Genomic DNA, 14655 nt, shown 5'->3' with positions numbered 1-14655 from the left:
GGACGTTATCAACAACCCCAAAAAAAGAGCGTCCCCCTTATGGGAAACGCCCTTCTAGTCATCCGAATTATTTCAAACCCAGTACTTCAAAATCATAAATCCGCGTAGCCGTGTCCCCGCCTTGCGTCGCCTTCTCTATCTGAAGACGCACGTACCGTGCGGAGGTAAGTTCGATGGCATGGCTGCTGACCGCTTTCGTATTGTCTTTGACCGATACCGCATCCTTCCATTCCTTGCCGTCCGAGCTTACCTGAATGGTAAATGCCCGCGTATTGAACGCGGCCGGCTCGCCTCCGGCTTCCGCATGCTTGATCACGAATTCGCTGAGCTTATGCTCGGCTCCCAGGTCCACCGTCAGCCAGTGAGGCCCGTCTCCAACAGCACACCATTTGGTAGCGGCATTGCCGTCCACCGCAAATGCAGGTGCTTCCTTCTCATTCACGAAGCTGGATGCTGATGTTTCCTTACCAAGAGCAAGGTTGCCCACGCCATTCTCCGCTTCCCGTGTAACCGTGATGAGCTTCTTCCGAACCAAGTCCTCGCCAACGCTATTGGTAGCGGTTAGCGTCACTTCGTACGTTCCTTCCTCCGGATATGTCACTTTAGGATTCTGCTCCGTGCTGGATGCTGGCTGTCCGCCCGGGAAGCTCCAGCTCCAGGACTCCGTCACTTCCGAGGAAAGATCCGTGAATTGTACCGTTTCTCCCGGTGCGATCAGCGTTTTATCCGCTTTGAAGGCTGCAACCGGCTTCGGATATTCCGGCCAGTCAAAGCTTACCGACGATGCTTTTCCTTGTTCGTAATGGCGGTTCACCGGAATCACGACCATCTTGGTTGCCTGCTCCTTCAGCAGTCGCTTCATTTCCGGCACGTAATATACCGTATTCCCCGTCATGCCCATCAGCTCGTACTTGCCGTCCGGATGAACCCGGTACACCTGGTAGTACATTACGTCCTCAGCCTGTTTCGGTGCCTTCCAAGACAATCGCGCATCTCCATAAATTCCGTCGCGGAAATCATTATCGATGACCTGAAGATCGGTCACCTGGTGCGGTTTCTTCGCCTTATCATTCACCTGAGTAACAGCCAGTTTTCCAATATTGGCCCGATAATCCGCTATATCCGCGGCAGATTCGAATTGCAGCGAGATTCCCACGATCGTGCGGCCTTTATACTTGTTCAGCTTAACGCTGCCCTGCTTCCAGTCCTGATCGGCGCCCGTGGCAGTCCACTTGCCAGGCTCGAAAAATTCATACCGATCCGGTGCATCGGAGAATGCCAAACCAATCTTCACCTTGGCGTCCTTCGCATTGTCCGCATAGACGAGCGATACTTCCGTCGTCGGTTCTACCGGGATATTCGCCTTATACAGCTTGACATGGGTAGAGGAGCCTTTGCTTACCGCACCCGCCACCTGAAGCGAGCTGCCTCCGTAGTAGGATTTGCTGAAGTCAAATCCAGGCTTGAGGGCTTCACCCTTGCCGTTAGTTTCCGTGATCCAGCGCCAGGTCGGCAAAATATCCTGCAGGCTCCGATTGCTCCAGTCTCTGCTCCGCATCACTTTGCCGTCCACCGCAAACATATGGCCGTTGCCGGTATTGAAATGGGTGACAAATTCGGAATCGGTGAGCACGGTTTTGGCAACCACATCATTCGCAATCCCTCTCCAGGCCAGCGGATCGGTCCCTTCAGGCAGCGAGGTATTAGCCGGATTCATGCCAGGTCCCGCCCAGAAAATCTGCTCCTTTTTCATATACTCCTCATGGGTTTCGGAGCTGTTGAACGCCCAATCGGGACGATAAATGCCGAGAGAAGTCGTAGCTTTCTTGCCGTCCGGGAATACAACCGGCCAATTGAACTTGCCTTCGTAGCCCTTCGCCTCCACGTCGATGCCAGCGTATAGATCATACGGACTGCGGCCAAGCTCCGCCGCTTTGGCCCGGGAATTCAGGAACGGAGTAATGTAATCGTATTGGCCATTCTTCTCGTCTTTGAACTGCCAGCGGAAATCGATAAACATATGGTCGGAAACGCGCTGATTTCCCGCCTGGAAGAACATTTCGTTCTTGTCCGTCAAAGCCCCCTGCCACTTCACCGGTCCTTCCTTGATCATGGAATCGTACCAGATCACTTCCATGCCCGGTGCCTTTTTCTGCTGAAGATACGTTAAAAACTGGGCCATCTTGGCGGCATCCTCAGGCGTTCCGCCCTGAGTCTCCTGATTGATGAACCAGCCGTCAAATCCGTAATACGTGGCAACCTCAATCAGTTTGTCTGCAACCGGGAAGGATCCATCCTCCCGCTGCTTTAACAGATCATGCATCCACTGGATTTTGCCTCCATGCTCGGTTTGCGGCAAGAAAACGGTTCCAAAAACAGGTACGCCATTCTTGTGAGCCGCATCGATCACGTCGGCGCTTGGCGGAACGATCAATCCTTCGCCTGCCGAGCCGCCCCACATCACCAGCTTGTCGATATACTGCCAATTGCTGAACGTATAGGTATGGAACTTCTCCGAGCCTTGGGAAGGAGCTCCGCTTGTGCTTGGATACATGGAGGCGATCGATAAAACCTTCACTTCCTCCTTGGCATTGCTGTTTACCTTATGACCCTGGAGACGCTGATCCTCCAGCTTAACCGTTCCCCGATTAAATAGCGCATCCTTATCCGTGGACGGCGACCATTCCAGCAGCGTGTTCGGATACCAATATGATGAGTGAGGCTGTGCTGCTTCGGCTTCTCCAGCAAAACCCGTCAGGGACGCGGCCAGCACTGCCGTGCTCATCCATACCGTCATTCTGCGTTTCCACTGGGCTTTCGTTAAATAATCCGGTTTGATTCGTTTCATGGGAAAACCTCCTGTTTATTTCATGATTTCGTGGTGGACATTGAATGCGTTTTCCATCGAAAAGAAGGAATGACAGAGAGAAACGGCCGCTTTAGATCAGCCGTTTCTACCCCCTCATACACTTTTATGGATTACTTGTTTTGAGCCTTCCACTCATCAAACTGCTTTTGAGCTTCAGCGATAACCTTGTCAATTCCAGCATCCTGGAATTTCTGTTTTGCTTTTGGCAAGTATTCTTCAGGATCGATGGAGCCGGTGTACAGCGCAGGAATGAATTCTTTCGCTACGTTGGTGATAGCCGCAACCTCCGTTTTTACCGGAGCCGTGTCGAAGTTAAAGCCGAACGTAGGAGCTACCACAGCCGAGCTGTTAAACTTCTCGAATGCTTCCCACTTGTCTTCAGGCTCGCCTTCATGAAGATACGTCAGGAACATATTACCGAGCGCAAATCCAGGCATGGCATAGTTTTCCTGCATAGCAGGCATATCTTCGATGTATGGTCCTTCAAGCTTCTTGTAGTGCGTGCCTTCCAAACCGTATTGAATCATATTGCGCAGTTTCTCATCCGTGTTCAGCAGGTTCAAGAACATCATCGCCCGCTCCGGATTTTTGGAGTACGAAGAAATCGCCATCATCGAACCCGCTGCGGAGCTGGTGTAAATGACCGGATCGTGCATCGGTCTTGTCACAATGTCATATCCCGCGTTTCTGGACCAGCCGAGCTCCGCGTATGGCTGTGTGATCTCGCGGTCCACGAGCCATTTGCCGGTTTTGATGTTATCAATGCCGTCGAGCGTCGCTACGTCCTCGCGCACATAACCCGCTTTATAATATTTGCGCATCGTGGTCAGAGCCGATTTCAGTTCAGGTGAATCCAGCAGATTCTCAAATTTAAAGTCTTTGGTGTCAAGGTACATACCGATCGGAATTTCATCACCAAGCGGGAAGTCGACCGGCAAGTAAGGCTTAAAGCCTTTCGGTACGGCAAGCGGTGTAATATCCGCAGGCTCGTTCTCTTTAATCGTTTTCAGAAGCGGCTCCAGATCCTCAAGTGTTGTCACCTTGGAAATGTCCAGGTTGTACTTATCCAGATACTTCTTATTGAAACGCCATACAAACTGCTGTGCCAATTCCTTGTTGGCCGGGATGCCATAGTTCACGCCGTTCACCTTCGTTCCTTCCAAGAAACGAGGATCCAGCGCTTCCTTAATGCCTTTTCCATATTGATCAAGCAGATCATTCAGCGGCTTAAATGCGCCCTTCGCTGCATTTGGAAGATAATCGAACGCCCATGAGCTAGTGAAGGCGATGTCGTAATTCTCGCCGGAGCTTGTAATAACCTGCATCCGCTGGCTGTAATCGCCCCAGTCGATCATACTGATCTCGAGCGTTGCATTGATTTTTTCCGTCAAATATTTATTGATTTCCTCTTGTACCACGGGAAGATCCTTCTGGTTAGGCCCGATCATGTACATTTTCAGTTTGACCGGATCCAGCTTGGAAGCATCGACCGTGCCGTCGCTCTGAACGGCTGCCTCTTCCTTCGCAGGCTCGCCGGACTTAGCTCCTTCCTTGCTGCCGCAAGCCGACAATACAACCGTCAGCAGAAGCACAAGAGCAAGGGACAGTATAGAAACCTTTTTCTTAAACATGTGTTTTCCCCCTGTATCACTTAATGGTTAATGCTATATTGACACCGCTTACACACCTGAAACATCAAAGCCGGATTTCTCCGGCAGTGTGCGATGCGGGTACAACCATATGAAATTAGCCTTTGACCGAGCCTACCGTCAGGCCCTGGACAAAATATCGCTGGAAGAACGGATACGCCATAACAATCGGCAGTGTCGCCAATACGACCATCGCCATCCTTACCGTCTCTGTCGGCAGGCCGGCAGCTGCATCGAACGAACCGATATTCTGCGCATTCTGCGTCAGGAAATCCATGTTCTTCTCGATCTTCATCAGCATGAACTGCAGCGGTGGCGTTGCCTGTGGATTGTTATAATACAGCAAGGCATTAAACCAGTCGTTCCAGTAACCCAGAGAGCTGAACAAACCAATCGTTGCAATCCCCGGCAGCGAGACCGGCAGCACGATTCGTATAAAGGTCAGAAACTCGCCGGCGCCGTCGATTTTGGCGGACTCGATAATTTCATCCGGAATCGTCGTTTGGAAAAAGGTCCTCATGACGATGATGGAGAACGCGCTCAAGGATAAAGGAAATATCAACGCCCAGATCGTGTTCTGCAGATGCAGGAACTGGGTCATGACGATATAACCAGGTACCATACCGCCCGAGAACAGCATGGTAAAGAAAGCAAGGAAGCTGAAAAAGCCTCGAAATTCAAAGTTTCGACGAGACAATGCATAGGCATAAGTCGTAACCAATGCCAGACTCACCAGTGTCCCCAGTACCGTAACCAGGAGCGTTAAGCTGAATGAGGACAGCAGCTCGCCTCCCGTTTCAAAAATATATTCGTACGCCGCCGTACTGAACTGACTCGGCAGCAGCCTGAAGCCTTCCAAGACCAGCGTCTGTTCGTCGGTCAAGGAAATAATAATAACAAATAGAAACGGAAAGATACAGGAGAACGAAAAGATGCCGATCACGATATTAAAAATCGTATTCCACAATGGGGAGATGGCGTTGTAGTCTCTCTTCTTTGAACGCTTTGCCGGCTGATTCGCGGTTTGCGTGGATAGCTGCGTCATGAACGGTACACCTCCCTCGGATTAGAAGATCGCATGATCTTTTTCAATTCGTCGAACGATATAGTTGGCGACTAGAATCAGAACCAGCCCTACAAGCGATTGATACAAGCCTGCTGCCGTACTCATTCCGATGTCCCCCATATTGATCAGTCCGCGGTAGACGAAGGTATCGATAACATTCGTTACCGGGTAGAGCGCGCCCGAGTCCTTCGGAAGCTGATAGAACAATCCGAAATCGGAACGGAAGATGCCCCCGATGGCCAATATGGTCAGTATGATCATAAGCGGCTTCAAGAGCGGAATCGTAATGTACCGCGTTTGCTTCCACTTGTTGGCTCCATCGATAACAGCCGCTTCATAATAAGACTTGTCGATCCCTGTAATAGCTGCCAGGTAAATAACGCTGTTGTAGCCCACGCCTTTCCATATGCCGACAAAAACAAGAATGAAGGGCCAATATTTAGCTTCGGCGTACCAGCTGATCGGCTCTCCCCCGAAATAAGTGATGATTTGATTGAGCGTCCCTTTGTCTACGCTCAAGAAGGTGAACGCAAAATAACTGATAATAACCCACGACAAAAAATGCGGCAGAAACATGCCGGTCTGATATACCTTGGCCGTCCGCTTGTTGACAAGCTCGCTTAGCATGATCGCAAAGCCGACCGCAATGATCAGGCCCAGGATAATAAAAGCCAGGTTGTACAGAATCGTATTCCTCGTAATGATATAGGCATCATTGGTTGTAAACAGATATTCGAAGTTTTTGAACCCTACCCATTCGCTGTTGAACACGCTGGCAAAAAATCCGTCCGGGCTTATACGGAAGTCCTTAAACGCGAGAACGGTGCCGAACATGGGCAAGTAAGCAAAGATAAGAAACCAGATGGTTCCGGGCAGTATCATCAGCAGCATAAACCGGTTGCGTATAACCTTTTTGATGAACCCCGACATGAGCACTCCTCCTCTTCCCCGTTAAATACAAGTGATGCGACTGTTCTAGAAGATCCCCCATGATCTATGTCAATGCGGCTATTCTATCACTCACCCTAACTACTATCATTGTGCCAAGTAAGCGCTATCGCGCTCAAGTTGAAAAATACTAGAACGGGATGGATAAATTAAAGAATCCCTTATAAGTGCGTGTTCAAAAAGTCAGGTTTTCAGCACCGAGGCTTATGCTTCCGAAGTGCGTTTTTTCAAAACGCTTTAGGTTGGATGAAGCTAGGGACTGAGGAGCGGAGCTAAACGTTTTCACAGAAAACGCCTTCGAAAGCATCCGCTGTTTTGGGTACGTGAGCACCTGAAATGTTTTCTCAGGAAACATGCTTCGGGAGCATTTGCTTAGGCCCGGCTGAATTCAAGATTCGATGCCGAGTTACTTCTTGACTCCCTTCGTGATCAAAAGATGACTTTTTGAACAACCTCTATAAAACAACAAAAAACAGGCCAAAGCTTATCAGCCCTGAGCCTGTCACTAGACGGTTTACGGTTTATTTAGATCCGATACATGGACCTCATTTCAGTTGGAGACACGCCCGTATACTTTTTGAACTGCCTGTAAAAGTACGAGCTGTCCGTATAACCTACGCTGAACGCAATATCCGCCGTCTTTTGATCGGTATGTAAAAGGAGCTGCGTAGCTTTCTCGATGCGGTACTGGTTCAAATAATCCGAGAAGCTTGCGCCGACCTCCTGCTGAAAAAGCTGCCCCAAATAATTCGGATGCATCTGCAGCCGCTGGCTCAGCGTCTTCAGGGAAAGCTCTTCCGGATAATGGTGCTGGACCTGCTCTACAAGGAACGAGACGTGCAGGCTATAGCCCTGATCCGCTTCTTCCAGGCGCGCAAGGCTGCGCTCGACGATACGCCACACATGATTTCGGAGTCCCTGGAGCGTATTAATCCGGTGCATTGGCGTAAACACCTCGCTGTAATCGGGGTTCTTCTCCATATCCTTCGCCGCGATCATCAGCTGAACTGCCGCATTCAAGCAGGTTCCCCGGGGTACCGTCGGCTCCCCGCTGTCACCGCCGAGAACGGACTCGATATAAGCCTGCAAGGACGGAACGTCTCCCTCGATCAGCAGCTTCGCGAACGTGTCGGGGCGAGCGGACGGCGAAGAAGCCTGAACGGTCTCCGGTTCCGCAGGCGGACTGTACAGCGTCATGTCATCTCCGGCAATCAGGCAGGCGTTGAAGTGGCTCTTCGCCTTCCTGTAGCTCTCCTGAATGTCTTTGAAATCATTGAATCCCGCATTTCCTTCGGAGCACCACATGCGCAAGCCAGTCAGCTCCCTCAGCTTGACCATGGCATTTCTCATACCCTCCCGCGCGGCATCCCTCCGTTCAGTCATCGCGACCGACATCACGACGATATCGTCATCCGCATCGGGGAAGCAGATCACCTCATGATCTCCCCCAAGCTCTTCCGAGAAAGCCCGGCAATACTCATCGGCTAGGCTGGTCAAGCGATAGAGCTGGGATACCGGGCGTTCGTCAGATATGAGCCGCAATACGTAAACCTGGTAAGACACATAATTCAGCGGAATTCCGAGAAGTTCGGCTCTTTGTTTTAATTCCGAGCTTTTGATGTCGCCGTTGACCCATCGCTGCAAAATATTGCTGCGGAGGATCTTCCAATCCTCCTCGGAGCGAAACCGTTTCAATTCCTCGCGCTCCCAATCGCCTCGGATATGCTTAATGGTGGCTTCCAGCTCCTCAATGTTGATCGGCTTCAAAATGTAGTTCTGAATGCCGAGCGTGATCCCCACCTTCACATATTCAAATTCTTCGTACCCGCTCAGCACTATGAATTTGGTGCGGGGATGCATTTCCTTTACCTTCTTGATCAGCTCGAGCCCGTTCATTCTGGGCATCATAATGTCCGTGATCAGCAGATCCACGGGCTCTTCTTTCAACCTCTCAAGCGCCTGTAACCCATCGTTGGCCGAACCAGACACATGCAGGTCGTAGTCCTGCCAATCCACAATGGTGGCCAAGCCCTGAGCGATCAAAGGCTCGTCATCAACAAAAAATACCTTCCTCATGTCGTCTCCCCCTTGCGAAGCATCGGTATTTCCATGCGGACCTCGGTTCCCTGTCCTTTCGTACTGTTTATAGTCACTCCGTAATCATTCCCGTAGTTCAGCACGATTCGTTCATGCACGTTCATCAGCCCGATCGAACGATGGCCCTTTTCGGGAGGCTGGAGAACCTTGTTCAGCGTGCCGCGGATTTGGGTCAGCTTTTCCTCCGGAATGCCCGTTCCATTGTCCGATACGACGATCACGACCCGGTCCCCTGCCCCATAAGCTCGGACTGAAATTTTATTGTTGTCTTCCAGCGGACGAAATCCGTGAACGATATAGTTTTCCACGATCGGCTGGACCAGCAGCTTGATAATGCTGGCACTTTGGATTTCCGGATCCACCTCGATCTCCGTCTCCAGCCGGCCGTCATAGCGAATGCGGAACAAATCGAGATAAACGGAACACATGTCCATTTCTTCTTCAACGGTAACCACCGTGCTTTTCTTTACCATGTTCTTGAACATGACCGACAAGCTGTATATCATTTGCCCCACTTCCTTGGCCCCCACAAAGTACGCCTTCATGCGAATGGATTCGAGCGTATTGTATAGAAAATGGGGGTTGATCTGGGATTGCAGGGCAACCAGCTCCGCGTTTTTTTGCTTGATTTCCGAGGTATACATTTTATCGATGTATTGCTCCAAACGGTCGCCCATGTCGTTAAACCGGCGGGAAATCTGCTGAAGCTCGTCTTCGCCGGACATTTGAATGCGCGTCGACAGATCCCCTTCGCCGATCCGGTTCATCGAGCGGATGATCCGCTGCACTTTTTTGGAGAACTTGCGAACGATCGTAAACGTAATCGCAAAACTGGCCGCCATAAACACCAGGGTGACCAGGATCAGTCCGGTTCTGAGACTCTCCGTGCTCTCTTCGATCAAAGATTGCGACACAATCCCCACCACTGACAAGCCCGCATTGCCGACATTCAAGATGTTCACCTTGGAGGGTTCGTCCAGCTGAACCCAGTCCCCGGCTTTCTCCTGCTCCAGGTTGTAGGGGTAGGTTTGACCGTAGTACTCGTCCTCCGAATCGTAAATCACGGTTCCCTGTGCGTTCAACACCAGGATCCGGCCTTTGACCGAAGCGCGGCTCTCCAGCCAGGATGAAATTTGCCGGGCGTCGAACTCCACATTCATCATTCCCACCCGATTCAGGGTCCACGGGTCCTTCAGCTCTCTCGAATAGGAATACGACCTTGGACTGGAGCCTCCGGATGAACGCGAGGACTCGTTCTGCGGCATGGTATCCCAGCTGTGCTGCTCCCGGCGGGCGAACCAGGTCTCCCACTTGTTCTTGGAGCCCGCTTCATTATTCAGCTGCTGGTTGGTCCGGCTGATATGCATGTAGAAATTGTTCGGATAGCTGTAGATCGACACGCTTCTGGCGCTTGATTCCTGCTCCAGATAATTTTTCAGCAAGGTATTGAAGGAGCGCAAACGCTGTTCTCCTGTCCTGGTGTACAAATCCAGGCGGTATTTCAGGTAACTCTCATATTCGTTGTTCAAAAAGTAAATCAGCTCATCGCTCAGCGTGGCATCTCCGTAAATCTGCTGAAATATATTCTGTATGCCCTCATACTGCCGGCTTAAATAAATATTCAGAACATGCGCGGATTTAAGATTCGCATCGGTCTGCTCACGGAGTATGCGCTGCGTCTGGTATTGATAAACCAGGGTTGCCGCAATCGCAAACAGCACGATCATGACGGTCGAATACAGCACAACGATTTTGTTGAACATTTTTCGCTTCAGATGATTTAAATAGAATTGGCGCAGTCTGAAAATATGAAACACACCCTGTTTTATAATGGTCACTTCGGCACCCAGTGTACACCCTTTCCGTAAACCCGGCAATTGAAATTTGCATCTTTATGAAGCTTAAAGAAATAAATCACGCGCTTTCGAGGAACACGAATGCGGCACTCCGCTTCATGCCACCGAACGCGGCATAAACGTATTCCAGTATAGAATTGGTGGATTGCGATGGAAACCAGGAACAGCATTCGTTCTTTAAAACCGAACGCAGCATAGGAATATTAAACTTCGAAGGAATGGAACGGGACAAGTCAGCACAACGCATTTAGTATCGAATAGCAGAGGAATGCCCTTCGATATGTTGAATATGTATATGGAACTAAATCATAAATGAAACCGAGGCTATGAAGGATGAATCTTCAATTACTATATCATGAATATCTGAATCAAAAATTCAATAGAGGATTACCGTCCGTTCCATTGGACGACTTTGAATATGGAATTCTTGAGGAAGATGGCGCAGCATTATTCTTTATCGAACGTAAAGATGTGGCCTTTGTTGAGTGGGCGTACGAATTGCAGCCCCGAGATCCCCATTATGTTGCGAACCCGGACTGGAAGCCTGTGCTCTCGGCTTTTTTCAACCATTTGGACGTCTATGATGAACTGGTACTCTTTTATCTGTTATTTACGATCAACAAGACAACGTCCATCGTAAGGAGCAATCCGATCAATGCCATGAATGATTTCATGAAGAACTATTGTTTCTTTCAGTTAGCTCAATTGGGGGAGACCAGAGGATTAAATGAGGAACAAAGGCAGCAATTAAGGGACTTCTTTTTCTTTTTCTACCTATATGCTCACCCGGTCAACGAGGAGACGCTCTACGCCTTTTCATTCATCGGGCAAGATTTGGTTCATACGAAAACCAATATCCGTATGGAGCAATATTTTATTGTATATCACGATTACTATAGCGAGATTCTCGACAAGCATAGAGATCAATTGTTCATCGCTCCGCATGAAATTCATGCCTGCAAGAATCTTACACTGGAGCTGTTAAGGTCCATGGAGGGTAAATCGCCAAAGCTAACCATGCCTTTGGAAGAAGGTTTAGACGCACTATTACAGCTGATCAATAACGTTGATGATATGATTCATATGAACGTCGAGAATAAAACAACGTTATTCGGTATGATGAGGGACTTTCTCTCGGACAATCGCTCAAACCCCTATCGCGATCATTGCTTCCGTATGCTGCTTCAGAATTACGTTTGTTATATCCTTTATTTTAAGTTTGATGAAATTGATGATTTGGTTGATTACTTTAAAGATACTCCGGTATGGTGCGAAGCGATTATCAATAACATCTTTACCGATGCCATCTTTATTCAGAAGATGATGAGGCAGAACCGGATCGATATAACCAAGTATCCGAACGTGATCAAATTTTTCAATGAGGAGGCCCGGAGGATTTATCTGTAAGCCGATGCATGGCCATTCCATAAGGAATGGCCCATTTGTTATGCACGACTATCGGAACGCCATTGCCCGATCATACTTGAAGCAGCTTCATCTCATCCAATCGTTGCTACTCTTTTGAGATATTAATTTTGCGGGCTACAGGGGGGGCTTTTTCCTCCTCGATCGTGTCGATGACACTGTCGATCACGGATCGCGAAGCAAGCAGCCATTCCTTGACCGCGTTTTTTACATGCTCCTTGGTTTGATGTCGCTCCAGACTTTCCAACAAACGCTCCACTCGAAGCAGATTTTCCATCACTCGTTCCCTTCTAAGCTCTGCGCTTCTCATTGATCTTCAACCTTTCCTTGTGCAGTCAATTCCCGTTTGCCGAAACGGATGATAAGCCGGTCCTTCGCATACCTTGCGCCTATAACTTCGCGGCCCATCAGCGTTCTTGGCAGGATGACCTTGCGTTTGTAGGCGCCTGCATCTACCGTCAATTCGTCCCCTGTCTGCGTTAAATCAAGATCCGCCTTCTCGACAAAGGGAATGGAAAGCTCCAGCAGCATGTCTCCATCCTCCTCCCGGATCGTCTCCGTTCTGCCACGGTACAACATGGCAGAAGGAACCTGCTCTCCATAAACGATATCCGCTAATTCTTCAAGAATAGGGAGTCCGATAACTTCCTTTTGCATCATAGGCGCCTTCAGAATCGGAAGCGGCTGAAAGTTCAATACGATTTCTTCTTCGTATTTCTTTTGAATGTCCCGCCAATGCGCGAAGAATCCTTTCCCTGCCTCATCCGGCAGCACCCGATTAACGATAATGGCATCTGTATTAAACCCGAACAGATTCAAATAGGTAAAGGAGCGCTTCGCTTCGGCAAGCACCATCTTCTCCGGATTCAGCACGATCCTGACCGACGTGATCTCCGGATCCAGAACGAGCCGCTGCATTTCCTCCAAGCCGCGTGCCAACCGCTCGATGCTGTCCAGCACGTCATCCGAAGGAAGATCGATATCCTTTACAATTTTGGCCACGGGCCGCACGATCTTGATCAATTTGCGTTCGGTCGGGAATATCTTCTCCAGCCACCAATTCAATACGTTTGGATAGCTTAGCAGCCGCAGCGTCTCTCCGGTCGGGGCGCAATCCACCACCAGTACGTCATAATGCCCGCTTTCAGCGTGTTCCTTGATTTTCAGCAAACTGAAAAGCTCCTCCATGCCTGGGAACACGAGCATTTCTTCTGTAGTGACATCTTTAAGCTGCGCTTTGTCGAGTAATTTCGTGATCCAGCCCTGGACGGTTCCCCAATTGCGCTCCGTCTCGCGGATCGCGTTCACTTCCTGCCCCCACAAGTTGTCGCTGATTTGGACGGGATCCGGTCCGATCGGTACCGCCAGCGAATCTGCTAAGCTATGTGCCGCATCTGTGCTGAGAATAAGGGTCCGTTTGCCTTGTTTGGCCATTTTCACTGCCGTCGCCGCCGCAATACTCGTCTTGCCGACGCCACCTTTGCCTGTGTAGATGATGATCCTCATATCTATCCGCTCCTTTTAATACGATTTCGTAGTAAATAGCCGGAGGAATCCGGCTTGAACCGGTTATTCCTCAATCTGAATCTTTACAGAGTAACGTTTCTTTTCTTGAAGCGTTACAGGTCCCCCATCCTGGAAGACTCTGGCTGCCTTGAACAGTAGTGTCGTGAATTGCTCCATTTCCTCAGGCGTAAATGCCGTCTCCAATCTGCTCAGCATCGCCATCATGATTTGCTCCCATTCCTTTGCCAGCTGCAGACCTTCCTGCGTCAGCGTGACGAGCTTAACCCGTTGATCTTGTGCAGACGTAGCCCGTGCAATCAAGCCTTTACGTTCAAGCCGTTTAGCTATGCTTGTCATCGAACTTAAAGGCGCTCCCATCTCGGAGGCCAGCTGCGACATCGTCAAATCTCCGCGGAGGAGCAAAATAAGCAGCGTTGACATATCGGAGCGAGTCACTTTTTGTTCAAGCTGAAGCGTATCGGTCATAAAAGCAAACGGACGCAGACCGGTCTTGAGGAAAAGGTCATATAGGTGTTGGATACCGGTCACTCCTTTTCGTACGATTTCGTAATATTACGTCTGCGCCTATTTTAATACGATTTCGTAATAATATCAATCACCTGCCGAATTTTTATACGATGTTTTTATTAGCAGGTAAAACCTGCGATTGACAGCACTTCATTCTCAGTGTTACATTGATTTCCAGTAATTACTACGAAATCGTATTAATATGTTGCTGGAGGTGCATGGATTTGGATTGGAGTAGTATGGTTTTGGCAACGGCCGGTGTCATCGGCGGCGGCACGGCAGTGGCACACGGCATTCTCATGAAACGAGTGATCATGAAGCCGATGGAGACGGTTTTTGAAGCGGATGGGCGAATATCTGTGCCGCTGCGAAGGCTTGGGACGCTGCTTTTACATTTCAGCACATTCAACTGGTTACTCAGCGGGCTCTTTTTGATTGCAGCCGCGATCTGGTTCGGGCAGGAGGCAAGGCTCGTGACGGGTCTGCTAGCTGGCAGTTCTTTTCTGTACGGTGCAATCATCTCATTTTGGGTAATGCGTCGCCTTCATCCCAGCTGGATCTTGATGACCGTTGCGCTCATTCTGACCGTCTTGGGACTAACGCTGCCATAAGCTCTAGTATATAGCAGTATTATGTAAACCCGAAATTATGGGGCCCAATCAAAAAAATGGTACCTATCCTTCTGATTATGAAATTCGATAGAATAAAGAT

The 14655-nt window shown here is 49.6% G+C and carries 11 protein-coding genes; 2 read left to right on the top strand and 9 right to left on the bottom strand.

Features of this window, described 5'->3' with window-relative positions; genetic code table 11:
* Positions 1 to 67 precede the first annotated feature (67 nt).
* From M4D81_RS04075 to M4D81_RS04050, 6 genes are all read right to left on the bottom strand, one after another.
* Positions 68 to 2848: an endo-beta-N-acetylglucosaminidase gene (locus tag M4D81_RS04075; protein WP_260064573.1), complete on the bottom strand. Its 2781-nt coding sequence runs from the start codon at positions 2846 to 2848 to the stop codon at positions 68 to 70.
* A 131-nt stretch (positions 2849 to 2979) separates the two neighbouring features.
* Positions 2980 to 4500 (bottom strand): ABC transporter substrate-binding protein, encoded by a 1521-nt coding sequence (locus M4D81_RS04070; protein WP_071219422.1) that lies wholly within the window; start codon positions 4498 to 4500, stop codon positions 2980 to 2982.
* 115 nt (positions 4501 to 4615) lie between these two features.
* Entirely contained in the window at positions 4616 to 5563 is a 948-nt protein-coding gene (locus tag M4D81_RS04065; RefSeq protein WP_194540187.1) for a carbohydrate ABC transporter permease, read from the bottom strand.
* Between the two features lie 21 nt (positions 5564 to 5584).
* Positions 5585 to 6514 (bottom strand): ABC transporter permease, encoded by a 930-nt coding sequence (locus M4D81_RS04060; RefSeq protein WP_071219420.1) that lies wholly within the window; start codon positions 6512 to 6514, stop codon positions 5585 to 5587.
* A 543-nt stretch (positions 6515 to 7057) separates the two neighbouring features.
* Positions 7058 to 8608, bottom strand: a complete 1551-nt coding sequence (locus M4D81_RS04055) for a response regulator transcription factor (protein ID WP_260064572.1) — start codon at positions 8606 to 8608, stop codon at positions 7058 to 7060.
* Positions 8605 to 10467 (bottom strand): sensor histidine kinase, encoded by a 1863-nt coding sequence (locus M4D81_RS04050; protein WP_260064571.1) that lies wholly within the window; start codon positions 10465 to 10467, stop codon positions 8605 to 8607. Before M4D81_RS04050 ends, M4D81_RS04055 begins: the two co-directional genes overlap by 4 nt.
* 351 nt (positions 10468 to 10818) lie before the next feature.
* Here M4D81_RS04050 and M4D81_RS04045 point away from each other — a divergent pair, with 351 nt between their 5' ends.
* On the top strand, positions 10819 to 11892 hold the full coding sequence (locus M4D81_RS04045) for a hypothetical protein (protein WP_071219418.1): 1074 nt from the start codon (positions 10819 to 10821) through the stop codon (positions 11890 to 11892).
* Positions 11893 to 11998: 106 nt separating this feature from the next.
* Here M4D81_RS04045 and M4D81_RS04040 read toward each other — a convergent pair whose 3' ends face one another.
* The 3 genes from M4D81_RS04040 to M4D81_RS04030 form a co-directional block, all read right to left on the bottom strand.
* Positions 11999 to 12187, bottom strand: coding sequence for a hypothetical protein (locus tag M4D81_RS04040; RefSeq protein ID WP_071219417.1), 189 nt, complete (start codon positions 12185 to 12187; stop codon positions 11999 to 12001).
* Between the two features lie 29 nt (positions 12188 to 12216).
* Positions 12217 to 13416, bottom strand: a complete 1200-nt coding sequence (locus M4D81_RS04035) for an ArsA family ATPase (protein WP_260064570.1) — start codon at positions 13414 to 13416, stop codon at positions 12217 to 12219.
* Positions 13417 to 13479: 63 nt separating this feature from the next.
* Complete coding sequence (locus M4D81_RS04030; RefSeq protein WP_235613048.1) at positions 13480 to 13965, bottom strand: MarR family winged helix-turn-helix transcriptional regulator; 486 nt, start codon at positions 13963 to 13965, stop codon at positions 13480 to 13482.
* 203 nt (positions 13966 to 14168) lie between these two features.
* Here M4D81_RS04030 and M4D81_RS04025 point away from each other — a divergent pair, with 203 nt between their 5' ends.
* Positions 14169 to 14555 carry a hypothetical protein gene (locus M4D81_RS04025; RefSeq protein WP_071219415.1) on the top strand — a complete coding sequence of 129 codons (387 nt, stop codon included), beginning with the start codon at positions 14169 to 14171 and terminating at the stop codon, positions 14553 to 14555.
* The last annotated feature ends 100 nt before the right edge of the window (positions 14556 to 14655 follow it).

Source organism: Paenibacillus sp. p3-SID867, from assembly GCF_025142895.1.
Lineage (GTDB): Bacteria > Bacillota > Bacilli > Paenibacillales > Paenibacillaceae > Paenibacillus_AQ.
The sequence above is the reverse complement of the archived record's forward strand: the minus strand, read 5'-3'. Positions and strand labels throughout refer to the sequence as shown.